A 26508-nucleotide genomic window follows, 5' to 3' on the forward strand; every position below is an offset into this window, starting at 1 on the left:
GTCACCTCACGGTGTCCACGCCAGGGGAGACCCCGTGCTGCGGACGCGTGTCGAGCCCACGGATCGCGCGCAGGTCCACCCGGTAAACCGTGACCGCTCCACTGCGGAACTCAGCACGGACCTCCGGCAGGGCTTCCAGACCCCGCAACCCCGGTGCCAACCCGTACTGCGGTCCGGCAACCCAGTTCGCGGGCGCTCCGGCCGAACTGATCTTGGGCGTGTTCTCGTCCACGTAAACCCAGGCGATGTTGAGCTCGGTGAGGAGGCGTCGAGTGCCGCGGTTCGTGCGGTACTCGTTGAAGTCGCGCAGCAGCGAGTAGCTCGGCGACCACGCGGCGACTCCCAGCGGCATCACGTTCACCACGGGTACCCCGCCGAGGACGTACAGGTACGTCGATCCGTCGTTGGCGGAGTTCAACACCCGCTCCCCAGGGCCCACACGCGGAGCGAGCCACCGGATCGCGGCGAGGTCGTCCACCGAAACCCGAACGTACGGTGTGGGGCTGCTGAACCTGCTGGCCACGGTGGCCTGGTCGAGGCGCAGGTACCCCGGCAGGCACAGGACGCCGTAAACGGAGGTCAGCACCACCACGAGCCCGAGCGCACCCCACCTCCCGGGCGGGCGGTGCACTGACGGGATCCTGGCAAGCCGCCGCGCCAGTGCCACCGCCGAGAACACGACTCCCAACGCCGCGATGACGGGCACGAACAGGTTCAGGTGGCTCGCTATGCGGAAGGTCGCGTTGTAGAAGAACCGGGTGATCACCGTCTCCCACCCGCGCCCGGGGCTGAGGGACATGGACAGGACCACCACCGCCCACACCGCCCAGGTCGTGATCAGCCCCCACGGTCCGCGCCTGATCAGGATCGCCGCCAGACCTACCAGCGCCAGCAGCATCACCGCGCGCTGCCCAGCGCCGAGCGGCACCACGTCGCCGGGGAAGCCGTCGAAGGGGATCGCGAAAACCCGGCGCACGGCGCCCGTCAAGGACTCAGCCGGCTTCTCCGACGGGAACGACGTCACGACCGCGCGCTGGGGCAGCACCGGTACGAGCACCGGCAGTGAGAGGAGCCCGCCCACCACCGACGCCGCACCCACAGCGCGCAACCGCCCCACGACGAATTCGGCTCCACCTCGAGAGAAGAGCTCGCCCGCGCACCAAGCCACCACGCTGACACCCACGGTGACGCAGGCGCTCGGGTGCACGGCCACCGCCCCCGCGAGCGCAAGACCCGCTGAGAGCACTGCACCACGTGTCGGCGGCATCGTCACGAGCACGGCCAGGATTCCCGGTGCCATCGCCAGCGCGGCAGCGGTGGGAAGCATCCCGCCGACGTGGTTGAGCAGGAACATGGGTTGCTGCAGGCCGATCGCCACCACAGCGGCCGTTCCTCCTGCGAGCACCGCGATCCCGGGGGAGATCCTCGACCGCCGCGCGGCCACCCCCGCCAGCACGGCCACCGACACCGGCCACACCACCGCGCTGACCACGACCGTCATCGCGTTCAAGCCGACCACGGCATCCCCGGCGAACCGCGCCACGACGGCAGCGAGCACGTGCAATCCCGCTGGATACGGCTGAGCCGGTGTGCCGGTGAGGAGGTCCGCCGGCAGCAGTTGCCACGGAGCGCCCCGCCCGGAGCGTTCGACGAACGCCGTCAACGTCGTGTGCACGACCATGTCGTGCTCCTGCGGGAGGGTGCGGAGCGAGCCCATGCCGCCCCACCACGCGCGGACGCCGGCCGTGATCGCACCGAGCACCAGCACGACACCGAGCGCGACACCCACCGAGTCAACCGGCTTGGGACGTTTCCACCCCGTCGACGGCGTTCCCGGGTACCGCGACCAGGTCCACACACCGGCGAGCGCCAGCAACCCGGCGACCAGGACGAGCGGCACCGGACCGTACGGAACACCGGCCACCGCGCAGCCCATCGCAGTCAGCGAGGCGATCCCGCACGAAATCGGCGGTGCCAGACCGATCAACGTGCTCACCCGTGTCACCCGTACCGCCAGCAGCGCGACCACGCCGGGAACGAAGAGCACCAACACCGCCACGGCGAGGACCCACAGGTCGTCCACCGTCTGCGACATCGACTGCGTCATCGGCACCTCCCGCGGGCACGCAGGTCGCCGCGATCGAGCAGGGCCTTGATCACAGCACAGGAAAGCTAAAACACGGCACGCAAGATCGCACCGACACACAAGGCCGGACGCCCGGACGAGGGATCACGCGTTCGCGGACGCTGCTCGCACGAATTAGCGTCGCGACGAAGCAGCAACGCAAAGCCCGAGCACTACTCAAAAAGGTTTCACATGGCCAAGACGCTGGCCGGCATCCCCGCAACGACACGCTCACCGCGGGCGGCGTTGCCGCACCGACCACCCTGGGGCCCGATCCTCTCCACCGGGTGTGGTACTGCGCTCATCGCGCTGCACGCGCGAGCCTACGGGGCGTGGCTCATCGATGATGCGGGCATCACGTTCGCTTACGCGCGCAACCTCACCAGCGGCGAAGGATGGGTGCTCCAGCCCGGCCTACCGCCCGTTGAGGGCTATTCCAACCCCACTTGGCTGGCCTTGCTGGCCCTCGGGCGAGTACTCGGAGTGTTCGATTCCGGAACGGTTTTCGGGATTCCCGACTACGTCGTCTTCCCGAAAGCGCTGGCACTGTTCTGCTGCGCAGGTGTTCTCGGCTTCTCGTACGTAGCTGCCCGTGCGCTCACCAACCGGGCCGCGTGGGCACCGTTCATCACTGGTGCGGTGCTGGCCGCACTGCCGTCGTTCGTGATGTGGAGCTTCTCCGGTTTGGAGAACCCGCTCTACGCGTTCATCACCGCAGCGATGGCCACGCTGCTGCTCCGCGCCCGGCTCGCCGGTACCCTGCTGCACTGGCGCGTCGCCGCCGGTTCGGGGGCCGTAGCGGTGCTGGCCGCACTGACGCGGCCAGACGGAGCGCTGCTCGCCCTCGCCTTCCCGTTGCTGGTCTTGTGTTCGTCCCGACACGAACCCCGCGCAGCGATCCGAGCCATCCTCGTCTTCTGCTCGTCCTTCATCGTCCCCTTCGGACTCGTGGTGCTGTGGCGGTTCCTCCACTTCGGACTTCTCGTCCCCAACACGGCCGTCGCCAAAGGCAGCGTCTCGCTCGGGTGGCACCAGGTGGAGGGGCTGAGCGCACTCGTCGCCTACCCCGGCTGGTTCGTCGTCTTCGCGTTCCTCGCGGGCCTGGGGGTGCTGGCACGCCACCGCGAACCCCGCACGGCGCTTCCCGCGCTGCTGATCCCGCTCACCCTCGCGGTTCTCTCCTACACCCTGCTACCCCAGGACTGGATGAGCCACCACCGCTTCGCCACTCCGGTGTGGACACTCGCGGCGATGTCCACCGCCCTCGTCGTCGTGATCGGCGTTGCCGAGCACCGGGGCACGTTCCGAATCCTGCTCGTGCTGGTCTCTCTGCTCGCCGGGGTCCTCAGCGCGCCTCGCCTGTACCGCGACGCCACCTCCTTCCGCACGGCACCCGACGTCCCCCTGTGCTCGGTCGCTGAACGCTACGGTCGCGTGCCCGATCACTACGCGGACCTCCTCGGCCTTCGGAACGGCACCCTGCTCGTCCCCGATGTGGGGGGCACCACGTTGACCAGCCGGCTCCACGTCGTCGATCTCGCCGGGCTGACCGACGCCGCCATCGCCGAGCACTACCGCCGGGGCGACATGCGCGGCCTGCGCGACCACGTCTTCGACCACGTGCGTCCCACGATCATCCACGCCCACGGGCACTGGAGCCGCACCACCGGCGTCCTCGACGATCCACGGCTGGCCCGTGACTACGCGCTCGTCCACACCGACCAGGCTCTCGCTCCCAACCAGGACTGGGTTCGTGAAGACGTCCTCCCTGGTCCCGAGCGACTTGCAGCCCTCCGCGCCGACGCCCAGCGCTACATCGACGAGATCGACCTCCGGGACGCCACGGCGCCCACGCGCTCCTGCGGCCCGGTTCTCCGTGACGGTCGTTGACACGACCGACAGCGCGCTTCACCACCCGCGTCGCCTTCGGGCCGCTCTCAGCCGGAACGCCGCTCAGGGCGTGTGAGCTCGCGTTCGACCGGGCGTCGGGCGAAGGTCGCGAACACCAGGACCGCCGAGAGTGAGAGCGCACCCACCACCACGCCCATCGGCACGGCCGTGTCCGAGCCGGCGATGCCCACCAGCGGCGAGACCAGTCCGCCGATGAGGAACTGCAGCACGCCCAGCAGCGCGGAGGCGCTCCCGGCGGTCTCGCGGTGGCTGGAGAGAGCGAGCGCGGTGGCGTTCGGGAACACCAGGCCGATGCTGGCCACGGTGAGGAACAGCGCGGGCAGCAGAGCCGGCAGTCCCAGCCCGAGCGCGGTGGAGGCGAACACCGCAACGCCGCCGAGGGCGTTGCCGCCCAAGCCGATCGCCAGCAGCCGCCGCGAGTCGACCTTGCCGACCAGCAGGCCGTTGACCTGGCCCATCGTCACGATGCCGATGGAGTTCACGCCGAAGACCAGGCTGAACTGCTGCGGCGACAGGTGGTGGACGTCCTGCAGCACGAACGACGAGCCCGAGATGTAGGCGAACATGGCGGCGAAGGCCAACGCGGCCGAGAGCGCGAAGCCGAGGAACGTGCGGTCGCGCAGCAGACCGCCGAAGGTGCGCAGGGTCTGCGGCAGGCTGCCGGGCTGCCGCCGCTCGCGCGGCAGCGTCTCCGGCAGGGCGAACACGGCGGCGACCAGCAGGGCGGCGCCGATGGCGCACAGCGTCACGAACACCCCGCGCCAGGAGGTGACGTGCAGCAGCTGCCCGCCGACCACCGGCGCGAGCACCGGGACCACGCCGTTGACCAGCATCAGCAGCGAGAAGAACTTCGCCAGCGCGACGCCGGAGAACAGGTCGCGCACCACGGCTCGCGCGATCACGATCCCGGCCGCCCCGCCCAAGCCCTGCACCAGCCGCAGCGCGGCCAGCGCGTAGGCCGAGGGTGCCAGGGCGCAGGCCAGCGAGGCGAGGGCGTAGAGCACCACTCCGACCAGCAACGGACGGCGGCGGCCGTAGGTGTCCGACAGCGGACCCATCACCAGCTGTCCCAGCGCGAGGCCGGTCGTGCACGCCAGCAGCGAGAGCTGCACCTGGGAGGCTCCCGCGTGCAGGTCTCCGGAGATGGCCGGCAGCGCGGGCAGGTACATGCCCATCGACAGCGGTCCGAACGCCGACATGCCACCCAGGATCAGCGCGTACTTCGCCCGCGACGGCTCAGCCATCCCACCCTCGATCGTTCGCCCTGCAAACCACTTCGGACACCACGGTAACCCGCAGCGCAGGGCGGGGCGATGAGTCGTTCACCGCACCGCAGGAGCGGTTCCGGATCGACCGGACGAAGGGGACGGATCTGATCAGCGGCCCCAGAGGGGGCCGTGCCAGCCGGAGGTGCCGCGCAGGTCGCGCTTGAGCAGCTTGCCGCCGGGGTTGCGCGGCAGCGGCTGGTCGCTGAGGCGCAGGAACTGCGGGATCTTGAAGTCCGCGAGCTGCTGCTTGAGGTGCGCGAGGAGCGCGTCGGTGTCGAACGACTCGTCGGCGACGACGACGGCACCGACCTTCTCCCCCATCACGTCGTCCGGGACGCCCACGACCGCGGCCTCGACCACGCCCGGGACGGAGGCCAGCGCGTTCTCGACCTCCACGGAGTAGACGTTCTCCCCACCCCGGTTGATCACGTCCTTGGCGCGGTCGGCGAGCTTGACGAGCCCGTTCTCCTCGATGCGAGCCAGGTCGCCGGTGTGCAGCCAGCCGTCGACGAAGGTCTCCGCGGTGGCCTCGGGCTTGTTCCAGTACCCGGCCACCACGTTGGGCGCGCGGATGAGCAGCTCACCGACGCCGGTGTCCGGGTCAGGTTCGTGCAGCGCCACGTCGACCACCGGCGCCGGGAACCCGACCGAGTCGGCGTGCTCGACGGAGTGCTCGTGCGGCAGGAAGGTGGAGATCGAGGAGGTCTCGGTCAGTCCGAACCCGTTGCCCACGCGGGCCTGCGGGAAGGCGGCCTTGATCCGCTCGACCAACGCGGGGGCCATCGGCGCGCCACCGTAGGAGACGTGCTGGACCGCGCTCATGTCGAACGCGCCGAAGTCGGGTTGCTTGAGCGCCAGCGCGTAGATCGCCGGCACCGTGGTGAACATGGTGATCCGCTCTTCCTCGATGACCTGCAGGAACTGCCGCACGTCGAACTTCGGCATCACCACGGTCGTGCCGCCGAAGGACAGCTGCAGCAGCAGCTGGGTGTTGCAGCCGGTGACGTGGAACAGCGGAACGGACACGAGGTTGCGCGTCTGCCAACCGGTTCCGGCGTCGATGCCCTTGACGCGGCACACGTTCTCCACGTTGGACAGGAAGTTCTCGTGGGTGGTCATCGCGCCCTTGGGGCGCCCGGTGGTGCCGCTGGTGTAGAAGATCGCCGCGACCTCGTCCCGCGAGAGGTCGTCGACGACGAACGGCCGGCCGTCGGGCAGCGGCTCACCCGGGTGGAAGGTGAACACCGCACCGGAGTCCTCCAGGACGTAGTCGACCTCGGGCTGCGCGAAGCGGGTGTTCACCGGGACCGCGATCGCTCCGGCCAGCTGGGTGCCGAGGAACGCCAGCACCCAGTCGACGCCGGCGGGCAGCAGGTTGGCAACCCGGTCACCGCGCCCGATGCCGACCTCGCGCAACCCGCCCGCGACCCGCGACGCCTGCCGCCAGAGCTCGCGGTAGGTCAACCGACCACCGCCGAGCTCCACGAGCGCTTCTCGGTCGCCGAAGCGCTCGACGGTCTCGCGCAGCATGTCCACCAGCGAATCCGCCAGCCCCGTGTAGTGGGCGATGCCTCGCTCGTCGCGCTCGATGCCGGACCTGTCGAACATCCTGACCTCCCGCCGCAGTGACCGCGATCACGGTCACCTCCCGGATGGCGGCGGTCAAGTTCTCACGGCACGCGGAACCCGAACGGCAGCTCCAACCGGTGGGTCGCCAGCACCTCCTCGTCGGCCAGCAGCTCGGGGGTGGGGCCGTCGGCGACGACCTCGCCGTGGTCGATGATCACGCTGCGCGGGCACAGCTGCAGCGCGTAGGGCAGGTCGTGGGTGACCATGAGCATCGTGCCGCCGACCTCCAGCAGGACTTCGGCGAGTTCGCGGCGCGCCACGGGTTCCAGGTTCGCCGAGGGCTCGTCGAGCACCAGCAGCTCCGGACGGCACGCCAGCACCGCCGCGAGGGCGACGCGCTTGCGCTGGCCACCGGAGAGGTGCAGCGGAGAGCGGTGGGCGTGCTCGGCCATGCCGACGGCGTCGAGCGCTTCGTGGACCCGCTGCTCGAGCTCGGCGCCCCGGACGCCGAAGTTGGCGGGACCGAACGCCACGTCCTCCCGGACGGTCGGCATGAACAGCTGGTCGTCGGGGTCCTGGAAGACCAGCCCCACGCGGCGCCGGACCTCCTTGAGCTGCTTGGGCTCCACCGGGAGCCCGCCGACGGCGATGCTGCCCGCGGTGGGCCGCAGCACGCCGTTGAGGTGCAGCGTCAGGGTCGTCTTGCCCGCGCCGTTGGGGCCGAGCACGGCGACCCGCTCCCCCGGCTCCACGCGCAGGTCGACGCTGGTCAGCGCGCGGTGCCCGTCGGGGTAGGCGTGGGCGAGGCCGCGGATCTCCAGCGCGGGCGCGCTCACCGCTTCGCCGACCTCGGCGGGCTGTTCGGTCACGCGGTCCACAACGACACCCCCAGCACGACCGCCGCTGCGGCGGGCGCGGTCAGCCCCACGCTCCAGGTCTTCCACGAGGTCCGGTGAGCCGGTTCCAGCTCGGGCATCGCGCCGCCCCAGCCGCGCGAGAGCATCGCCAGGTGCACGCGCTCGCCGCGCTCGTAGGAGCGGATGAACAAGCTGCCGATCCCGCGCGCGGTCGCGCCGACCTGCCACAGGAACCGCGGGTCGTGGCCGCGGGAGATCCGCGCGACGCGCATCCGCGCCGCCTCGGCCACGATCACCTCGGCGTAGCGCAGCATCAGCGTGATGATGGTGATCACCAGCGCAGGAGCGCGCAGCCGTTGCAGGCCGAGGACGATCTCGCGCGGTGCGGTGGTGGCCGCCAGCAGCAGCGAGGTGCCCAGCCCGAGGGTTCCCTTGGCCATGATGTTGAACCCGGCCAGCAGGCCTTCGGTCGACAGCCCCAGCCCGGCGACCTCGGTCGTCGGTCCGCCTGCGGTGAACGGCAGCAGCAGTGCCAGCACCACGAACGGGACCTCGATGAGCAACCGGGTCGCCAGCCAGCGCGGTGGGACGCGCGCGATCCCGGCCAGCACCGCCAGCAGCGCGGCGTAGCAGCCGAAGGCGCCGAAGAGCTCGCGCGGGGTGGCCACCACGCACAGCACCAGCAGGAACGCGGCCGCGATCTTCACCTGCGGGTCGAGCCGGTGCAGTGCCGTGTCACCGGGCAGGTGCAAGGCATCGGCGTGCCCGGCGCCCACCTAGGCCTCCCCTGACCCGGAGCGGCGCCGCAGCACCCAGAACAGGCCTCCCGCGGCGGCCAGCGTGACCACCGCGCCGATGACCCCGGCGACGCCGGTGAAGCGGTCGTCGCCGCCGACGGTGTAGTCGGCCAGCGGGCCGTCGGCCAGCGCGTGGTCGCCCGCGTTCTGGGCGATGCACCTGCCCTCCAGCGACTCGCCCTGCCCGCTCTCCACGACGGTGCAGCCCTGCTGGGTGACCGCGTCGAGGCCGTCGGGGTCGGAGTCGGCGAAGTAGGCCACGCCGCCGGCGACGGCGAGCACGACCACGGCGAAGATCAGCAGGAAGCGCTTCATCGGACGACCTCCGGGGTACGGGCACCGCGCAGCAGGTGGACGAGATCGGGTCGGGCCGCCGCGACGGCGCCGACGGTGGCCGCAGTGATGAGCCCTTCGCCGAGGCCGATGAGGGCGTGCACGCCGACCAGCGCGACCGACACGGTGGGCAGGCTGAACCCGGCGTCACCGCCGGTCGCGTACTGGACGAGGAACCCGCACGAGGCCAGCACGGTGTTGACCCATCCGGCGACGAACGCCGTGGTCAGCAGACCGGCCCTGCTGCGCGTGGCGAGCCGGCGCAGCGCGAGCGCCACGAGGTAGCCCACGGCGGTGCCGATCAGCGCCATGTTGGTGATGTTCGCGCCGAGCATCGTCAGACCGCCGTCGGCGAACAGCAACGACTGCACGACCAGCACGATCGCAACGCACAGCGCACCGACCCACGGGCCGGCCAGGATCGCCGCCAGCGCGCCGCCGAGCAGGTGGCCGCTGACGCCGGGCAGCACCGGGAAGTTGATCATCTGCGCGGCGAAGACGAACGCCGCGACCAGACCGGCCATCGGGGCCGTGCGGTCGTCGAGGTCGGCCCGCGCGCGCACCAGCGCCACGGCCAGGCCGGCTATCGCCACCGCAGCGAAGAGCACCGCTGTCTGGGCGTTGAGCAGCCCGTCGCTCATGTGCATGGCGAGCGTCGTGGTGGGCACTGGCCTTCCTCTCCCCGAACCGGGTCATCCCCCGTTGGGACGACCGCGGGTCAAGGGTAGTTGCCGATCACCCGCTATCACCAGATCTTGGCAAGAGGCGCTCGTCGCAATCCCGCGCGAACAGCACCGCCGGCCCGGGCGATCGCCCGGGCCGGCGGTGCGGAAACCTGCTGTAGGTCGTGCGCCGCTCAGTCGCGCACAGCGAGCGCGAGCTCGCCGTTGCTGTCCTTCTCCGCGTCCAGGGTCTTGTCACCCAGCAGCTCGGAGACCTCCTTCTCCAGGAAGATCCGGACTCCGTTCTCCTCGATCACCTCGTCGCCCTCCTGGGGTTCCTCGGCGATCGACGCCTGCAGCCCTTGGCCGGCCGGCGCGATGCGCAAGCCCGAGCTGGCCGGAGAGTCGCCGCCGACGAGGACGAGCTTGATGACCTCCACGGCGCTCTCACTGATGGTGAGCATGGTGCTCAACTCCTCTCGGAGCCGGTCGGTTGAAGGGGCCACCGTGTCACTGCCGGGACCGGACGCGCAAACCGACCCGCCGACTCAGCCCTGGTAGGCCTCCAACGGTGGGCAGGAGCAGACCAGGTTGCGGTCGCCCTTGGCACCGTCGATGCGCCGGACCGGCGGGAACACCTTCACCGCGCCGGTGCCCAGCGGGTAGGCCGCCTCCTCGCGGGAGTAGGCGTGGTCCCACTCCTGGGCGAGGCTGGCCGCCGTGTGCGGAGCGCCGACCAGCGGGTTGTCGTCGGCGGGCCACTGCCCTGCGACGACCTTGTCGATCTCGGCCCGGATGGCGATCATCGCCTCGCAGAAGCGGTCCAGCTCCGCGAGGTTCTCGCTCTCGGTAGGCTCGACCATCAGCGTGCCCGCGACCGGGAAGGACATGGTCGGGGCGTGGATGCCGTAGTCGGCGAGCCGCTTGGAGACGTCGTCGACGGTGATCCCGCTGGTCTTGGTGATCGGGCGCAGGTCCAGGATGCACTCGTGGGCCACGAAGCCCCCGGCGCCGGTGTAGAGCACCGGGAAGTACTCGCTCAGCCTGCGGGCCACGTAGTTGGCCGAGGCCACCGCGGTCAAGGTCGCGCGGCGCAGGCCGTCGGCACCCATCATCCGCACGTAGGCCCAGGAGATCGGCAGGATCGAGGCGCTGCCCCACGGAGCCGCGCTGATCGGGCCCACACCGGTGGCCGGGCCCGCCGCCGGCTGCAGCGGGTGGTTGGGCAGGAACTTCGCCAGGTGCTCGCGCACGCCGATCGGGCCGACGCCCGGACCGCCGCCACCGTGCGGGATGCAGAAGGTCTTGTGCAGGTTCAGGTGCGAGACGTCGGAGCCGAACTTGCCCATCCGGGCCAGCCCGATCAGCGCGTTGAGGTTCGCGCCGTCGACGTAGACCTGACCGCCCGCGTCGTGCACCAGCCCGCAGACCTCGCGCACGGTGTCCTCGTAGACGCCGTGGGTCGACGGGTAGGTGATCATGATCGCGGCGAGGTCCTGCGCGTGCTCCTCGGTCAGCTCGCGCAGGTGGTCCATCTCGATGTTGCCCGCCTCGTCGCAGCGGACGACGACCACGCGCATGCCGGCCATGACCGCGCTGGCGGCGTTCGTGCCGTGCGCGCTGGCCGGGATCAGGCACACCTCGCGCTCGGCCTCACCACGGCTGTGGTGGTAGGCGCGGATCGCCAGCAGGCCCGCGAACTCCCCCTGGCTGCCCGCGTTGGGCTGCAGGCTGACCGCGTCGTAGCCGGTGACCTCGGCGAGCCACTCCTCCAGGTCGGAGACGACCTTGAGCAGGCCTTCGGCGTCCTGGGTGGGCGCGAAGGGGTGCAGCGAGGAGAACTGCGGCCAGGTGATCGGCTCCATCTCCGCGGTCGCGTTGAGCTTCATGGTGCACGAGCCCAGCGGGATCATGCTGCGGTCCAGCGCGATGTCCTTGTCCGACAGCTGCCGCAGGTAGCGCAGCAGCGAGGTCTCGGAGCGGTGCGTGCGGAACACCGGGTGGGTCAGGTACTCCGAGGTGCGCGCCAGCGCGGCCGGCAGCGCGTCGGAGGTCTCGGCGTCGAGCGCGTCGACGTCACCGGCGGTGACGCCGAAGGCCTCCCACACCGCGGCCAGGTGTGCGCGGGTGGTGGTCTCGTCGCAGCTGATGCCCACGTGGTCGGCGTCGACCCGGCGCAGGTTCACGCCGTTGCGGCGGGCGGCGGCCAGCACCGCGTCGGCCTTGCCCGGGACCCGGGCGAGCACGGTGTCGAAGAACTCGCGGTGCACGACCTCGACGCCGCCGCGGCGCAGCTGCTCGGCGAGCACGCCGGCCATCCGGTGCGCGCGGGTCGCGATGGCCTTGAGCCCCTCCGGCCCGTGGTAGACGGCGTACATCGAGGCGACCACGGCCAGCAGGACCTGCGCGGTGCAGATGTTGCTGGTGGCCTTCTCACGGCGGATGTGCTGCTCGCGGGTCTGCAGCGCGAGCCGGTAGGCCTGGTTGCCGTCGACGTCAACGCTCACGCCGACCAGGCGGCCCGGCAGCTGCCGTTCCAGGCCCTTGGCCACGGCCATGTATCCGGCGTGCGGACCGCCGAAGCCCATCGGCACGCCGAAGCGCTGGGTGCTGCCCACCACCACGTCAGCGCCGATCTCGCCGGGCGCGCGCAGCAGAGTCAGCGCCAGCAGGTCGGCGGCCACCACGGCCTTGGCCCCGCGCTCGTGGATCTCGGCGATCAGGGCCTCGTGGTCGCGCACCGCGCCGGAGGCGCCCGGGTAGGACAGCAGTGCGCCGAAGAACTCGCCCTCGGGCAGCTCACCGCTGGACAGGTCGGCCACGACGACCTCGATGCCCAGCGGCTCGGCGCGGGTCTGGATGACGGCGGTGGTCTGCGGGAGCGTGTCGGCGTCGACCAGGAAGCGCGGCGACTTCGACTTGCCCGCGCGGCGCACCAGGGTCATGCCCTCGGCCGCGGCGGTGGCCTCGTCGAGCATCGAGGCGTTGGAGACCGGGACGCCCGCCAGGTCGGCGACCATGGTCTGGAAGTTCAGCAGCGCCTCGAGGCGGCCCTGGGAGATCTCCGGCTGGTAGGGCGTGTAGGCGGTGTACCAGGCGGGGTTCTCCAGCACGTTGCGCAAGATCACCGGCGGGGTGACGGTGCCGTGGTAGCCCAGGCCGATCATCTCGGTGTGCGGGTCGCAGCGGCCGGCCAGCTCGCGCAGTTCCGCGAGCGCCTCGGTCTCGGTGGCCGGTTCGGGCAGGGACAGCCGCAGGTCTCCCTCGCGGATGCTGTCCGGGACGGCCTTCTGCCCCAGTTCCTCCAAGGAACCGACGCCGATGACGTCGAGCATGCGGGCCAGTTCGGCGGGCATCGGCCCGACGTGGCGGTCAGCAAACGGCCTTCCGTGCTCCAGCGCGGCCAGTGGGATGCGGTCGTGCGTCGCGTCGGTCATCGCCAAAACCTCAATCATCGCGGCGAACAGAGGGCGGCAGCGGAGTGCTGCTCTCCCCCTCTGTCACTGTTCGCCAAGCGAACGCCTGAGAGCTTCACCCGGCGGACCGGGCTTGCACCGTCGGCGGGGCCCACCTACCCGGCGTGCCCGCTTTCCAGAGGTATCTCGCCCGTGCGGTCCAGGTGGCCTGAGAGGTTGTCGGGGAGAGTTGCTCCTTCGGCGCCGGTCCTGGCCGCGCCAGAGCCGGACTCTCCCGCACGGGGTCGGCGATGCCGCTCAGAGTACCCGATCAGCGGCATTCATCAGACCATCAATGTCGTCTACCGCACACATGGCCGACACCGGGCGTTCAGCCGGTCTCGGCCTGCCGGTCACGGCGACGGGCCGCGAGCTCGTCGTTGATCGCCGACTCGATGTTCTCGCCACCGTCGGCGCGCTCGGCCGGGAACTCGTGGATGGTCCCGCTGATCTCGCGCATGGCACCGCTGACCGCGATGCCGAAGACCCCCTGGCCACCCTGCAGCAGGTCGACCACCTCCTCCGCGGAGGTGCACTCGTAGACCGTGGTGCCGTCGCTGAACAAAGTCAACTTCGCCAGGTCCTGCACGCCGCGTTTGCGCAAGTGCTCCACCGCGACTCGGATGTTGTGCAGCGACACCCCGGTGTCGAGCAGCCGCTTGACGACCTTGAGGACCAGGATGTCCTTGAACGAGTACAACCGCTGGGAGCCGGAACCGGCCGCGCCACGGATGGACGGCCCCACCAGCTTGGTGCGCGCCCAGTAGTCGAGCTGCCGGTAGGTGATGCCCGCGATCTGGCAGGCCGCAGGCCCGCGGTAGCCGACCAGCTCGTCCGGGGCCGAGGCGTCGGGGAACAGCTCGCCCTGCTCCGCAGCATCCGCGTTCGCTGCTTGCTCCACCACGCCTGCCTCCCCTCGTCCGGCCCGAAGCCGACGACGACGATCACCAGCGCCCGGACCGTTCGTGATCCAGGGCCGCGAAGCCGTTCACCGGCTGAATCACACCGGGGCAATTCGCGTAAGTCCGAAGGTAGGCCTGCTCAGCAGGCGGGTCAACGCGACGCGCGGGCGGGGCGGGACGTCGTTCCCCGTGCACAAGATCCGGCCCCCGAGCCGCTCGTGCAACTCGGGGGCCGGAGTGGTCTGTTCGGCCTACTGGCGTCGCCCGTCACGTGTCGGCGCCGCGGAAGTCCTCCGGCGAGACGGAGTCGAGGAACTCGCGGAACTTCTCCACCTCGTCCTCCTGCTCGTCCGGAATGATCAGTCCCGCTTCGTCGAGGACCGACTCGTCGGCGTGGATCGGCACACCGATGCGCAGCGCCAGCGCCACCGAGTCGCTCGGCCGCGCGGACACCCGAACATCACCGTCGAACACCAGCTCGGCGAAGAAGGTGCCCTCCTGCAGATCGGTGATCCGGACCTGTTCCAGGTCGCGCCCCAGAGCGCCGATGACGTCCTTGAGCAGGTCGTGCGTGAGCGGCCGCTGGGGCCGCACGCCCTGCTGCTCGAGGGCGATGGCCGTCGCCTCGACCGACCCGATCCAGATCGGCAGGTAGCGCTCACCCTGGGACTCGCGCAACAGCAAGATCGGCTGGTTGGCTGGTAGTTCAACTCGCACGCCGACGACGCGCATCTCGCTGCTCATCGTCACATCGCCTCCTCCAGCGCGCCGAAGCGTGACTTCTCCGTCGAGGGTCCCGCACCGACGCCTCCGACGCTACCCGCGATACGGCGGACACGCCCTTCCCACCGGCGGTCCGGCGGACCACCACCACCGCGGTCGATGGAGTCGGGGCACACGGCCCGGACCGCTGGCTGAGCTCGTCATCGAGCATCACCAGCACGATACACCGCGCAGAGCCGTCTCGAACCCGTCGAAGTGCCCTGCTGCGCTGTGGAAAGCGCTTGTGGCTCCAGGAAGTTCCCGGGGCGGAGGGGACGTGCGCGCGGACGGGCAGCTTCCTCAAGCGTCAGCGGGGCGACGCCCTCCGGCGCCGCCCCGCTGACGGGTTGACAAGCCCTGATCGGCGGCCTCAGCGGCCGCCCTGGCCCCCATCGATCGGCCCGGTGAGGAACACCAGGCGGAACTTCCCGATCTGCACCTCGTCGCCGTTGGCGAGCACCGAGGTGTCGACCGGCTCCCGGTTCACGTAGGTGCCGTTGAGGCTGCCCACGTCGACCACCACGAAGTCGTTGCCCTCACGGCGGAACTCGGCGTGGCGCCGGGAGACCGTCACGTCGTCCAGGAAGATGTCGCTGTCCGGGTGCCGGCCGGCACTGGTGGTCTCCCGGTCCAGGAGGAACCGCGAACCCGCGTTCGGGCCACGCTTGACCACCAGCAGGGCGGAACCCGCCGGCAGCGCATCGACCCCGGCTGCGGCGGCAGGCTCCGGGGCCGCGCTCTCGGTGCTTTCCGGCTCCGAGAGGAAGGGCCTGAAGACCGAGGTGGTCTCCGGTGACTGCTCCGGCGGAACGTCGCCGAAGCCGCTGTTTTGGCTCACCTGAGCTCTCCTCTACGCGGATAGATCGTGCCAAGTATGCGCCCAACGTACCGTGCCTGGACAGCCCCGTGACGAGCGACTCCCGACATCGTCGCACAGCGGACGCCGGGTGTGACGATCATGCCTGGTCGATCAGCTTCTGGTAAGCCTCGGCGTCGAGCAGACCCCCCAGCTGCTCCAGGTCGGCGAGCCGGATCTCCACCATCCAGCCCTGCCCGGCGGCGTCCGAGTTGACCAGCTCGGGCTGGTCCTCCAGCGCGGTGTTGACCTCGGTGACCTCTCCGGTCACCGGGGCGTAGATGTCGGAGACGCTCTTGGTCGACTCCACCTCGCCCATCGAATCCCCGGCGGCCACCTGCTGTCCCGCCTCGGGGAGCTGGACGAACACCACGTCGCCGAGCTGCTGCTGCGCGTAGTCGGTGATGCCGATGCGCACGGTGTCCTCGCCGACCGGCTGGACCCATTCGTGCTCTTCGGTGTACTTGATCTCCGGGGCCGCCACGGTGGTCCCGCCTTTCGTCCGCTGTGTGCAACGTGCCGAGTGATCGGCGCGGCGAGCGTATTCACCGGCTGCCGAGGGCCGCAAGACGACGCGCAGCGGAGATCAGGGCCGCGCTCGGGCTCCGCGCACGGCGGCGATGACCTGGCCCAGGTAGAGGATCCCCGCCCACAGGTAGAGCACGCCGCCCCAGGCGGTGAAGGCGTACGCGATCGGGCGGACCACGTCGGCCCCGGTGAAGTCTTCCTGCACCAGCAGCAGCAGCGGGAACGCGTACATCAGGCAGAACGTGGCGGCCTTGCCGAGGTAGTGCACCTCGGGCGGCTCGTACCCGTGCCAGCGCAGCACCGGCAAGCACAGCGTGAGCACGACGTCACGCAGCACCAGGGCGGCCGCCACCCACCACGGGATGACGTCGCGCAGCACGAAGGCGATCAGGGTGGCGACGATGTAGAGCCGGTCGGCGGCCGGGTCCAGGAGCTCGCCGATGCGGCTGTACTGGTTGAGCCAGCGCGCGAGCTTGCCGTCGAGCCAGTCCGTGGCACCGCTGATCACGAGCACCAGCAACGCGAGCAGGTCGGCCTGGGGGCCGAGCAGCAACCAGAGGAAGAGCGGCACGCCGGCCAGGCGGATCACGCTGAGCAGGTTCGGCAGCGTCCACCACGGATCGCTCCAGACCCCGCGGGCGACCTCGCGGATCCGGTCCAGGCCCGGGTCCCCGGGCCCACCTGCGTCGGCCCGCGGCCCGCTCGTGGTGTTTTCCGTGGTGCGCTCGGCGTCCTGCACCACGAGCCTCCCCTGAATGGTTGTGCGCGCTCCCCCGCAACGGGTGCACACCTGTGCATCCTTACCCGATCAGGGTCTCATATCGCCAGCGCAACCCACCTGGCGGCCAGCCGGAGGCGGTGCCTTCCGCGCCGCAGGGGCCGTCCGTCGGTGGTCAGCCGCGAGTGCGGCTCCAGCCCCGGCGGCGCAACTCGGCATCGGTGAGGAACCGGGGCCTGCCGCGGTCGTCCACGCCCACCCAGCGGGCTCCCGCGGTTCCTTCTCGGACGTAGGAGTGGCCGCCGCTCCACACCACGCTGCACGGCGCGGTCGGGAGGTCGTTCGACTCGTCGACGGTCGCTGTGGCCCTGGGAGGCTCTGCCGGTTCCATCGTGCCCATAGTTCGTGACACCTCCGATTCATTTGTCGGCGCGGGACACCTCGGTGTTAGCCCGGCCATCGGCTCGAGGCCGATTGTGAGGTCTGGAAGTCGCGCTGTCGCGCCGGAAACGCCCGCACAGCGCCCGAAGGGCGGACCCCGTCGCCGAAGCGCACGAGGCGGTGAGCGCGACCGAACCCGTTCGCCCGTTCGTCCGAACACCGGCGTTCCGCTCGTGATGGGCGTGCCTCCGCCGAACGGCGGCCGTACGGCCCTGGCGTCATGATCCGATCTGAGGTACGACACAGGCGTTGTCACCGCGGACGTGGGAGGTAGTCGGGCTATGGGTGCTTATGCGGAGAACTACCGGCGGAGCCTGGAGGACCGCGAAGGCTTCTGGCTCGACGCCGCGCAGGCGATCGACTGGGAGCGAGCACCGTCCCGAGCGCTGGACGACAGCGACGCGCCGATGTACCGCTGGTTCCCGGACGGCGAGCTCAACACCTGCTTCAACGCCCTGGACCGGCACGTGCGCGACGGCAGGGGCGAGCAGCCGGCCCTGGTCTGGGACTCGGCGATGACCGAGGTGGTGCAGACCTGGACCTACCGGGAGCTGCTGGAGGCCGTCGCCCGCTTCGCGGGGGCGCTGCGCGCGCAGGGCGTGGGCCGGGGCGACCGCGTGGTGCTCTACCTGCCGATGATCCCCGAGGCGGCGATCGCGATGCTCGCCTGCGCGCGGATCGGGGCGGTGCACTCGGTGGTCTTCGGCGGCTTCGCCCCCAAGGAGCTGGCGGCGCGCATCGACGACGCCCTGCCGAAGGTCATCGTGGCGGCCTCCTGCGGGCTGGAGCCCAACCGGGTCGTGGAGTACAAGCCGATCGTCGACGAGGCGCTGCGGCAGACCGAGCACCAGCCGGACAAGGTGATCGTGCTGCAGCGGGACCAGGCGCAGGCCGAGCTCGGGCCGCGGGACGTCGACTGGCGGGACGCGCTGGCGGGCGCCGAACCAGCCGAGTGCGTGCCGGTCGCGGCCACCGACCCGCTCTACGTGCTCTACACCTCCGGCACGACCGGCAAGCCCAAGGGCGTGGTGCGCGACAACGGCGGGCACGCGGTCGCGCTGCGCTGGTCGATGGCCAACATCTACGACATCGCCCCCGGGGAGGTCTTCTGGACCGCCTCCGACGTGGGCTGGGTGGTCGGCCACTCCTACATCGTCTACGCGCCGCTGCTGACCGGGGCCACGACGGTGGTCTACGAGGGCAAGCCGGTGGGCACCCCGGACGCCGGGGCGTTCTGGCGGGTCATCGCCCAGCACCGGGTGAAGGCGCTGTTCACCGCGCCGACCGCGCTGCGGGCGATCAAGCGGGTCGACCCGGAGGGGAAGCTGCTGGCCGAGCACGACACCTCGTGCCTGGAGACGCTGTTCCTGGCCGGTGAGCGGCTGGACCCCGAGACCTACCACTGGGCCGCCGACGAGCTCGGCGTGCCGGTGATCGACCACTGGTGGCAGACCGAGACCGGCTGGCCGATCTGCGCGAACCTGCGCGGGCTGGAACCGATGCCGGTCAAGGCGGGTTCGCCGACGGTGCCGGTGCCGGGCTACGAGGTCGAGGTGCTCGACCAGGCGGGGAACCCGCTCCCGCCGGAGACCGACGGCGCGATCTGCCTGAAGCTGCCGCTGCCACCCGGCACGCTGCCGACGCTGTGGGGCGACGACGAGCGGTTCCGCGAGTCCTACCTGTCGCGCTACGACGGCTACTACCTCACCGGCGACAACGGCTACCTCGACGCCGACGGCTACGTGTTCGTCATGGGCCGCACCGACGACGTGATCAACGTGGCCGGGCACCGGCTGTCGACCGGCTCGATGGAGGCCGTGCTGGCCGCGCACCCCGCGGTGGCCGAGTGCGCGGTGATCGGCGTGCACGACCAGCTGAAAGGCCAAGTGCCGCGCGGGTTCGTGGTGCTCAAGTCCGGTGTGGACATCTCCGAGGAGAAGCTGCGCGAGGATCTGGTCGCTGCGGTGCGCGACCAGATCGGCCCGGTGGCCGCGTTCCGCGACGTCGCGATCGTCAACGGACTGCCCAAGACCCGCTCGGGCAAGATCCTGCGCAAGTCGATGCGCGAGATCGCCGACCGCGGCGACACCGCCGTGCCCTCGACCATCGAGGACCCCTCGGTCCTCGACGAGCTACGCCCCTCCCTCCGCGGCAAGGGCTGAGCACTGGGCGGCGCACCCCCAAGGTGCGCCGCCCAGTGCGCAACGCACAACCAGCCCCCCGGCGAAACCGCCGCCCTAGGAGTGCGATTCACCTCGCGCCACCCAGACCCCGGCGGCCCGCGGCGGCAGCCGCCTCTCCAGGTGCGGGACCCACCCGCACCACCGCAAGTTCCAGGCGGCCCGCGGCGGCAGCCGCTTCTCCAGGTGCGGGACCCCACCCGCACCGCGGCAGGTTCTGCCGCCCGCACCGCCACGCAGAACAAGCGCGGGTTCAAGAGGATGAGCAGTCCGATACGTCCGTTCGGCCTCTTCCCCTGGCGAACGTGGTCTATACCTTTGTGTGCACCGTTCCCCCGAGAATGGAGCCACAACGATGAGCGGACGACCCCGATCGAGGGCGGCGAGGGCCGGGGTGGCCATCGCCGCCGGAGCTCTGCTGGCCGCCGGTGCGGTGATCCCGGCGAGCGGTGAACCCGCGGCCTCGGCGCTGGACACCGTCGTGCCCGCGCCGGAATCGGTGCAGCCCGACCCGGAGTCCGAGTTCGAGCTGACCGAGCAGACCGCCGTCCTGGCGCCCGCCGAGGCGGCCGAGGTCGGCGAGTACCTGGCGGGCGTGCTGCGGCCCTCGACCGGTCTCCCGGTGCCGGTCAACCCCGCGATGCCCGGCACCGGTGACATCGCGCTGGCGCTGGACGGCGATGCGGATCTGGGCCCGGAGGGTTACCGGCTGCAGGTCACCGACGACGCCGTCACCCTGCGGGCGACCAGCACCGACGGCCTGTTCCACGGCGTGCAGACGTTGCGCCAACTGCTGCCGGCGAGCATCGAGAGCCCGAGCCCGCAGCCGGGGCCGTGGACGATGCCCGGCGGCGTGATCACCGACAAGCCGCGGTTCGCGCACCGGTCCGCTCAGCTCGACCCGGCGCGGCACTTCTTCACCGTCGACATGGTCAAGCGCTACATCGACCAGGTCGCCAAGTACAAGGTCAACAAACTGCACCTGCACTTGACCGATGACCAGGGCTGGCGGCTGCAGATCAACAGCTGGCCGCGGCTGGCCGAGTTCGGCGGGCAGACCGAGGTCGGTGGCACGCCGGGCGGGTACTACACGCAGCAGGAGTACACCGAGATCGTCAACTACGCCGCGTCGCGGCACATGACGGTCATCCCCGAGATCGACATGCCGGGCCACACGAACGCCGCGCTGTCGTCGTACGCGGAGCTCAACTGCGACGGGGTGGCGCCGCCTCCCTACACCGGCATCGAGGTCGGCTTCAGCTCGCTGTGCGTGGGCAAGGACATCACCTACACCTTCGTCGAGGACGTCATCCGCGAGGTGGCGGCGCTGACCCCCGGCCCCTACCTGCACATCGGCGGCGACGAGGCGCACTCGACCACCGACGAGGACTACGTGGCCTTCATGTCGAAGGTGCTGCCACTGGTGGAGAAGTACGGCAAGAAGCCGCTCGGCTGGCACGAGTACGGCAAGGCCGCGCCGCAGGGTGACGCGGTGCTGCAGTTCTGGGGCACCACTCCCGGCGACCCGCTGCTGAACGAGGCCGTCGCACGCGGCAACAAGGTCCTCGCCTCGCCGGCGAACAAGACCTACCTGGACATGAAGTACGACGAGAACACGCCGCTGGGCCTGCAGTGGGCCGGCTTCATCGAGGTCGCCGACGCCTACGGCTGGGACCCGGGCAGCTACCTGCAGGGCGTGCCGGAGGAAGCGGTCCTCGGCGTGGAGGCACCGATGTTCAGCGAGACCTTGGAGACCTCGCAGCACATCGAGTTCATGGCGTTCCCGCGCCTGCCCGCGCTCGCCGAGCTCGGCTGGTCGCCGAAGGCGGCCTTGAACTGGGAGTCCTTCAGGAACCGCCTGGCCGCCCACGGCCCGCGCTGGGAAGCCGCAGGCCAGGACTTCTACCGCAGCCCCCAGGTCCCCTGGGCCGACTAGGACCCCTCACTTGAGCGAGGGAGGGGCGGACATGTCGCGGGACACGCCCACCCGTCCCTCGCACGGGTGCGACGAGTCCGCCGAACCCTGGGGCGGCGGACAAACCCGGGAGGACCGATCACCGGCGTGATCCGCCCCCACCCCGGTTCCTCACCCCCACTCCGCCTGCAGGGATGTCGAACCTCTGTCGAGGTGTCGAAGCACGCGAGCGAAGCGTTCGTCGACTTCCGCCCACCCCGCGGGCTCCGAATCACGTTCCGCGCGAAGTGGGACCGCCGAAGTTCGGGGCCGACATTCGCGCGAGGTTCTCCGATCCCCACCCCGGGACCCGGGCCGGCACGCGTAGAGGCGTGAACGCGAGGGGTGGAACGACGTGCGGGAGTGGGGCCTGGGTGTGTCGTGGGCTCAGGGTTTGGTGCTCTTGGGTTCGAGGACCTTCCACCAGTCGGCGAGGGTGGGGCGTTCGGCGAGGTCGGCGAAGGTGACCTGGACGCCCTGCTTCCGCCACTGCTCGACCAGGGTCATGATGCGGACCGAGTCCAGGCCCCAGTCCAGGAGGTCTTCGTCGTCGCCGAGTTCGGCGGGGTCCTCGTAGAGCAGTTCGGCGACCTGCTCGCGGACCGCGTCGAGGGTGAGCTCTTCAGCCATGGTTCGGGTTGCTCCTCAGGAGGTGGTGGGGCTCAGGCGACTTCGGACGCCGGGGCGGTGAGGTCGCGGACGAGGTTGCGGGTGGTGTCCACGACGCCGCAGTTGCGGGCCGCGTAGGCGATGGCCATGTCGTGGTCGGCGCGGGAGAAGTCGGCGACCGCGTCGGCGACGAGGAACGCCTGCACCTCCTGCTGGAAGGCTTCCGAGGCGGTCATCAGACATCCGATGTGGGCGTAGATGCCGGTGATGATCAGCTGGTCGCGACCCCAGTCGTCCATCCGGGTGCGCAGGTCGGTGCGCTGGAAGGCGCTGTAGCGCCACTTGGTCAGCTGGACGTCACCGGCTCCGGGCGTCAGCTCGTCGATGATCTGCTCCATCGCCGGGTCGGCCACCCCCGGCCCCCACCACTCGAGCTGCAGCCCCCGCTGCGCGGGCGTCTGCCCGCCCGGCTGGGCGCAGTAGACCACCGGAACCCCTGCGGCGCGGGCACGTTCGCGCAGCAGCGCGATGTTGGGCACCACCTCGTTCAGCGGCTCGGCACCAGGGGTGAAGGCGTGGACGAAGTGCCGTTCCATGTCGTGGATCAACAGCACCGCGCGGTCCGGTTCGGGTCGCCAGGCGACCTTGTTGGCGGGCAGCTCACCTGCCCGCGGAACGCTGTAGGGTGCGATGCTCGGAAGCGCCACGGCTCCCCCTTCGTGCTCTCGTATCGCGGAAAGGCGGTGTCAGCGGCCGAGTTTCGGCACGAGTTCGCGGCTGATGGCCTCGCGCAGGTCGCGCTTGGAGACCTTGCCGACGCCGGTCTGCGGGAACTGCTCGACGAACACCACCCGGTCGGGCACCTTGTACCCGGCCAGGCCGCGCCCGCGGACGAACTTGATCAGCTCTCGGCCTGGGGGCGCGGTGCCGCGCGGGATGACGAACGCGCAGGTCCGTTCCCCCAGGTAGTCGTCGGGCATGGACACCACGGCGGCGTCGTGCACGGCGGGGTGCGCCAGCAGGTGGTTCTCCACCTCTTCGGCGGCGACCTTCTCGCCGCCCCGGTTGATCTGGTCCTTGGCCCGGCCCTCGACGACGACGTTGCCCTCGGCGGTGAGCCGGACGACGTCGCCGGTGCGGTAGAAGCCCTCCGGGGTGAAGGCGCGGGCGTTGTGCTCCTCGGCCTTGTAGTAGCCGCGGATGGTGTACGGGCCGCGGGTCAGCAGGTGCCCGCTCTCCCCCGGCGGAACGGGGTTGTCCTCGTCGTCGACGACCAGCACCTCGTCGTCGGGCGAGATCGGCCGGCCCTGGGTGCTGACGATGACGTCCTCGGGGTCGTCCAGCCGCGTGTAGTTGACCAGGCCCTCGGCCATGCCGAACACCTGCTGCAGCGTCGCGCCGAGCACCGGGCGGACCCGGCGGGCGACTTCCTCGCTGCACTTGGCACCACCGACCTGCAGCACTTGCAGGCTGGAGAGGTCGTGCTCGGTCTCAGCGGCGGCGTCGAGCCACAGCAGCGCCAGCGGGGGCACGGCCGCGGTGAGCGTGACCGACTCGCGCTCGACGAGCGGGAACACCTCGTCGGGGCTGGGTCGCCGGGCGAGCACGACCCGCCCTCCGGCGTGCAGCACGCCGAAGGTGCCGGGCGAGCTCATCGGGAAGTTGTGCGCGGCGGGCAGCGCCACCAGGTAGACGGTCTGCTCGGTGACGCCGCAGATGTCGTTGCTGGCGCGGAACGAGTAGATGTAGTCGTCGTGTGTGCGCGGGATCAGCTTTGGCACGCCGGTGCTCCCGCCGGAGAGCTGGAGGAAGGCGATGTCGCCGGCGAGGGGCTCGTCGAGCTCCACCGGGTCTGCGTCCACTTCGGACAGCGCGGTGAACTCCCCGGGGCCACCGACGACGAACACCTGCAGGTCGTCGCGCTGCGCGGTCACCTCGGCGGCCAGCTTCCGGTGGTCGAAACCGGCCTCGAGGTCGACGGTGATGTAGGCGGCGGCGTCGCTGAACTCGCAGAAGTAGGAGATCTCGGTCTTCCGGTGCGAAGGCAGCGCGAACACCGGCACCGCGCCCAGGCGGAACAGTCCGAAGCAGACCTCGAAGAACTCGAGGACGTTGGGCAGCTGGACGACGACCCGGTCGCCCTTGCCGATGCCGCGCTCGCGCAAACCGGCCGCCAGCCGGTCGGCGCGCTGGTCGAGCCCGCCGTAGGTGATCCGGCGCTCGCCGTCGACGACGGCGACCCGGTCCGGGTGCTGGGTGGCGCGCACCCGCAGCACCTGGCCGAAGGTGTCACCGCGCCAGTACCCGGCGGACCGGTAGCGCTCGGCGAACTCGTCCGGCCAAGGCGTCACGCCAGGCAGGCGTGCTTCCATCGTCGGATCCCCTCAGACGGCTCGGTCCAGACCCATCGCGGTGAGCGCGGTGCGGAACTTCGCGGTGGTCTCGGCGAGTTCGTCGGCCGGGTCGGATCCGGGCACGATGCCTGCGCCGGCGAACAGGCGCATCGCGTCGTCCTCGACCTCGGCGCAGCGGATGGCCACCACCCACTCGCCGTCACCGGCGGCGTCGCACCAGCCCACCATGCCCGCGTAGTAACCGCGCTCGAACGGCTCCACCTCGGCGATGACGTCGCGCGCGCGGTCGATCGGGGTGCCGCAGACCGCGGGTGTCGGGTGGAGCGCGTCGGCGAGGTGCAGCGAGGTCGTCGAGCTGTCGCGCAGCTCGCCGGTGATCTCGGTGGCCAGGTGCCACATGGCGTTGGTGCCGACCACGGTCGGGGCCTGCGGCACGTGCAGGTCGGTGCACAGCGGGCTCAGCGCCTCGACCACGGCCTCCACCACCACGGCGTGCTCGCGGTGGTCCTTCTCGGAGGCGGCGAGTTCGGCGGCGCGGCGCTGGTCTTCGGCCGGATCGGCGCTGCGCGGCCGGGAGCCGGCCATCGGGTGGGAGCGGACTTCGTTGCCGCGGCGGGACACCAGGAGTTCTGGGCTGGCACCGAGGAAGGTGCGCTCGAGCGGCGGGTGCGGGCCGTAGCTGTCGCGGGTGCCGTCCTCGCCGCGGCGCGGCAGGTCGACGGCGAAGGTGTAGCTGGACGGGTCGGCCATCGCCAGGTTGCGCAGCACCTCCTGGACGTCGATCGCCTCGTCCGAGGTCAGCTCGAGGCTGCGCGCGAGCACGGCCTTGGTGAGCTCGCCGTCGTCCATCCGCCGCAGGGTCCGCGCAACGCCGCGCTCGTACTCCTCCGGCGTGGGCACCGGGTGCACCGAGCAGGTCGGCGTGGACACCGGTTTCTGCTGCGGCACCAGCACGTTCAGCGGTTCGGCGCGCACGACCTCCTCCGGCATCACCAGGTGCGCGGGCAGGGTTCCGCCGAAGGGCACCGCACCGACGACCATCGGGTTGCGGCGTCCGAACTCGATCGCGCCGTCGAGGAACTCCTGCATCCGCGCGGGCAGGTCGGTGCTCGCGCACATGGTCTTCGACATGGTCGCGGCCACGCCGCGGGCGAGCAGCACGCCGCGCGGGCTGGAGAACAGGAAGGACCGGCCCTGCTCGTAGGCGGCCAGCAGGCGGGCAGCGGCGTCGTCGGCGAGCGCGTCGTCCACGGCGTCGATGCGCCCGTCGGTCTCGATCGTGGTCATGACAACCTTTCGGCGGATCGCGGGTGTCAGGCGCGCAGCGTGGCGCCACCGTCGACGTACAGGTCGTGCATCGTGATGTGCCCGGCCTCGTCGGGGGCGAGGAAGACGACGGCGTGGGCGATGTCCTCGGGGGTGGCGAGCTTGCGCAGTGGGATGCCGGCCTTGTAGGTCTCCGGCGAGCCCGCGATGACCCGCTCCGGACCGCTGCCGTCGGTCCACATCCCGCGCTGCATCTCGGTGTCGGTGGAGCCGGGTGCGACGATGTTGCAGCGGATGCCGTGCTCGGCCAGTTCCAGGCCCAGCGACTTGGTGAACATCGTGGCGGCGGCCTTGGAGGCGGCGTAGGCGGCCATGGAGTGGCGCGGCACGCCCGCGGCGTTGGAGCCGACGGTGACGATGCAGCCGCGGCGCCGCGAGATCATGTGCCCGGAGACCTCCCGGCAGACGGTGAACACGCCGGTGGTGTTGACGGCGAAGGTGCGCTGCCACTCGGCGTCGGTGATCTCCTGCACCGTGCCCACCTGCAGCACGCCGGCGACGTTGGCGAGCACGTCGATGGGCCCCTGCTCGGCCTCGACCCGCGTGACCACCTCGGCGACGGCTGCCGGGTCGGCGACGTCGGCGCGGTAGGCGCGCGCCCGGTGGCCTTCAGCCGCGAGCTTCTCGGCCGTCTCGGTCGCCTTCTCCCCGTCGCGGTCCACGGCCGCGACATCCGCGCCCAGCTCCGCGAACGCGCGTGCCACGGCGGCACCGATCCCCTGACCGGCGCCGGTCACGAAGGCGACCTGGCCGCTGATCCCCGTCCGGTTCATCTCGCCCTTCACTTCACTGAGGCTAGCCTAACCTTCGTCAGGCGAGCCTGAGTTTAGAACATGAAGCGGACGCGGATCCCCCGCCGAAGAGGTGGCGTTGATCACCGGTGACGCGGCGTCATCGGGTG

The 26508-nt window shown here is 70.9% G+C and carries 23 protein-coding genes and 1 riboswitch; of the genes, 3 read left to right on the plus strand and 20 right to left on the minus strand.

From position 1 onward, the window contains the following. Nucleotide 1: 1 nt before the first annotated feature. Nucleotides 2-2107 (minus strand): DUF6541 family protein, encoded by a 2106-nt coding sequence (locus tag EIL87_RS05305; protein ID WP_125089032.1) that lies wholly within the window; start codon nucleotides 2105-2107, stop codon nucleotides 2-4. Nucleotides 2108-2317: 210 nt separating this feature from the next. Here EIL87_RS05305 and EIL87_RS05310 point away from each other — a divergent pair, with 210 nt between their 5' ends. After that, nucleotides 2318-4015: a hypothetical protein gene (locus EIL87_RS05310; RefSeq protein ID WP_233576039.1), complete on the plus strand. Its 1698-nt coding sequence runs from the start codon at nucleotides 2318-2320 to the stop codon at nucleotides 4013-4015. Between the two features lie 47 nt (nucleotides 4016-4062). On the opposite strand, the gene EIL87_RS05315 is transcribed toward EIL87_RS05310, so the two are convergent. The 14 genes from EIL87_RS05315 to EIL87_RS05380 form a co-directional block, all read right to left on the minus strand. Beyond that, nucleotides 4063-5280 (minus strand): multidrug effflux MFS transporter, encoded by a 1218-nt coding sequence (locus tag EIL87_RS05315; protein ID WP_125089033.1) that lies wholly within the window; start codon nucleotides 5278-5280, stop codon nucleotides 4063-4065. 132 nt (nucleotides 5281-5412) lie between these two features. Next, nucleotides 5413-6912 (minus strand): class I adenylate-forming enzyme family protein, encoded by a 1500-nt coding sequence (locus EIL87_RS05320; RefSeq protein WP_125089034.1) that lies wholly within the window; start codon nucleotides 6910-6912, stop codon nucleotides 5413-5415. Between the two features lie 62 nt (nucleotides 6913-6974). Continuing rightward, a complete protein-coding gene (locus EIL87_RS05325) occupies nucleotides 6975-7751 on the minus strand; it encodes an energy-coupling factor ABC transporter ATP-binding protein (protein WP_125089035.1) in 777 nt (258 codons plus the stop codon). After that, nucleotides 7739-8506, minus strand: a complete 768-nt coding sequence (gene cbiQ, locus EIL87_RS05330; protein ID WP_125089036.1) for a cobalt ECF transporter T component CbiQ — start codon at nucleotides 8504-8506, stop codon at nucleotides 7739-7741. The genes EIL87_RS05325 and cbiQ overlap by 13 nt, the downstream gene beginning before the upstream one ends. Then, the gene (locus EIL87_RS05335) at nucleotides 8507-8842 is read right to left on the minus strand and encodes a PDGLE domain-containing protein (protein ID WP_125089037.1); all 336 of its coding nucleotides are present in this window, start codon (nucleotides 8840-8842) and stop codon (nucleotides 8507-8509) included. Continuing rightward, nucleotides 8839-9507, minus strand: coding sequence for an energy-coupling factor ABC transporter permease (locus tag EIL87_RS05340; RefSeq protein ID WP_125089079.1), 669 nt, complete (start codon nucleotides 9505-9507; stop codon nucleotides 8839-8841). Before EIL87_RS05340 ends, EIL87_RS05335 begins: the two co-directional genes overlap by 4 nt. A 209-nt stretch (nucleotides 9508-9716) precedes the next feature. Then, nucleotides 9717-9986 (minus strand): HesB/YadR/YfhF-family protein, encoded by a 270-nt coding sequence (locus EIL87_RS05345; RefSeq protein ID WP_125089038.1) that lies wholly within the window; start codon nucleotides 9984-9986, stop codon nucleotides 9717-9719. Between the two features lie 84 nt (nucleotides 9987-10070). Further along, nucleotides 10071-12959, minus strand: a complete 2889-nt coding sequence (gcvP, locus tag EIL87_RS05350) for an aminomethyl-transferring glycine dehydrogenase (protein ID WP_125089039.1) — start codon at nucleotides 12957-12959, stop codon at nucleotides 10071-10073. Between the two features lie 164 nt (nucleotides 12960-13123). Beyond that, a riboswitch (glycine riboswitch) is annotated at nucleotides 13124-13225 on the minus strand. Nucleotides 13226-13308: 83 nt separating this feature from the next. Further along, entirely contained in the window at nucleotides 13309-13881 is a 573-nt protein-coding gene (locus EIL87_RS05355; protein ID WP_125089040.1) for a MerR family transcriptional regulator, read from the minus strand. A 265-nt stretch (nucleotides 13882-14146) separates the two neighbouring features. Continuing rightward, a complete protein-coding gene (locus tag EIL87_RS05360; protein ID WP_125089041.1) occupies nucleotides 14147-14623 on the minus strand; it encodes a bifunctional nuclease family protein in 477 nt (158 codons plus the stop codon). A 388-nt stretch (nucleotides 14624-15011) separates the two neighbouring features. Beyond that, nucleotides 15012-15479: a glycogen accumulation regulator GarA gene (garA, locus tag EIL87_RS05365; RefSeq protein WP_125089042.1), complete on the minus strand. Its 468-nt coding sequence runs from the start codon at nucleotides 15477-15479 to the stop codon at nucleotides 15012-15014. Between the two features lie 118 nt (nucleotides 15480-15597). Further along, entirely contained in the window at nucleotides 15598-15981 is a 384-nt protein-coding gene (gene gcvH / locus EIL87_RS05370) for a glycine cleavage system protein GcvH (protein WP_125089043.1), read from the minus strand. 102 nt (nucleotides 15982-16083) lie between these two features. Continuing rightward, nucleotides 16084-16767, minus strand: coding sequence for a CDP-alcohol phosphatidyltransferase family protein (locus tag EIL87_RS05375; protein WP_125089044.1), 684 nt, complete (start codon nucleotides 16765-16767; stop codon nucleotides 16084-16086). Nucleotides 16768-16918: 151 nt separating this feature from the next. Then, nucleotides 16919-17143 carry a hypothetical protein gene (locus tag EIL87_RS05380; protein WP_407690513.1) on the minus strand — a complete coding sequence of 75 codons (225 nt, stop codon included), beginning with the start codon at nucleotides 17141-17143 and terminating at the stop codon, nucleotides 16919-16921. A 322-nt stretch (nucleotides 17144-17465) separates the two neighbouring features. Here EIL87_RS05380 and EIL87_RS05385 point away from each other — a divergent pair, with 322 nt between their 5' ends. After that, on the plus strand, nucleotides 17466-19346 hold the full coding sequence (locus EIL87_RS05385) for a propionyl-CoA synthetase (protein ID WP_125089045.1): 1881 nt from the start codon (nucleotides 17466-17468) through the stop codon (nucleotides 19344-19346). Between the two features lie 373 nt (nucleotides 19347-19719). After that, nucleotides 19720-21300, plus strand: a complete 1581-nt coding sequence (locus EIL87_RS05390) for a beta-N-acetylhexosaminidase (RefSeq protein WP_125089046.1) — start codon at nucleotides 19720-19722, stop codon at nucleotides 21298-21300. 405 nt (nucleotides 21301-21705) lie between these two features. Here EIL87_RS05390 and EIL87_RS26995 read toward each other — a convergent pair whose 3' ends face one another. From EIL87_RS26995 to EIL87_RS05410, 5 genes are read right to left on the minus strand one after another with little or no spacing between them, the layout of a single operon-like run. After that, nucleotides 21706-21948 carry a phosphopantetheine-binding protein gene (locus tag EIL87_RS26995; RefSeq protein WP_199740266.1) on the minus strand — a complete coding sequence of 81 codons (243 nt, stop codon included), beginning with the start codon at nucleotides 21946-21948 and terminating at the stop codon, nucleotides 21706-21708. A gap of 32 nt (nucleotides 21949-21980) precedes the next feature. Continuing rightward, nucleotides 21981-22634, minus strand: coding sequence for an isochorismatase family protein (locus EIL87_RS05395; protein ID WP_199740267.1), 654 nt, complete (start codon nucleotides 22632-22634; stop codon nucleotides 21981-21983). A 39-nt stretch (nucleotides 22635-22673) separates the two neighbouring features. Next, nucleotides 22674-24299, minus strand: a complete 1626-nt coding sequence (locus tag EIL87_RS05400; RefSeq protein WP_125089047.1) for a (2,3-dihydroxybenzoyl)adenylate synthase — start codon at nucleotides 24297-24299, stop codon at nucleotides 22674-22676. A 12-nt stretch (nucleotides 24300-24311) separates the two neighbouring features. After that, a complete protein-coding gene (gene dhbC / locus EIL87_RS05405; RefSeq protein WP_125089048.1) occupies nucleotides 24312-25568 on the minus strand; it encodes an isochorismate synthase DhbC in 1257 nt (418 codons plus the stop codon). A gap of 26 nt (nucleotides 25569-25594) precedes the next feature. Then, the gene (locus EIL87_RS05410; protein WP_125089081.1) at nucleotides 25595-26380 is read right to left on the minus strand and encodes a 2,3-dihydro-2,3-dihydroxybenzoate dehydrogenase; all 786 of its coding nucleotides are present in this window, start codon (nucleotides 26378-26380) and stop codon (nucleotides 25595-25597) included. Nucleotides 26381-26508: the final 128 nt, after the last annotated feature.

This window comes from Saccharopolyspora rhizosphaerae, assembly GCF_003931915.1.
Lineage (GTDB): Bacteria > Actinomycetota > Actinomycetes > Mycobacteriales > Pseudonocardiaceae > Saccharopolyspora > Saccharopolyspora rhizosphaerae.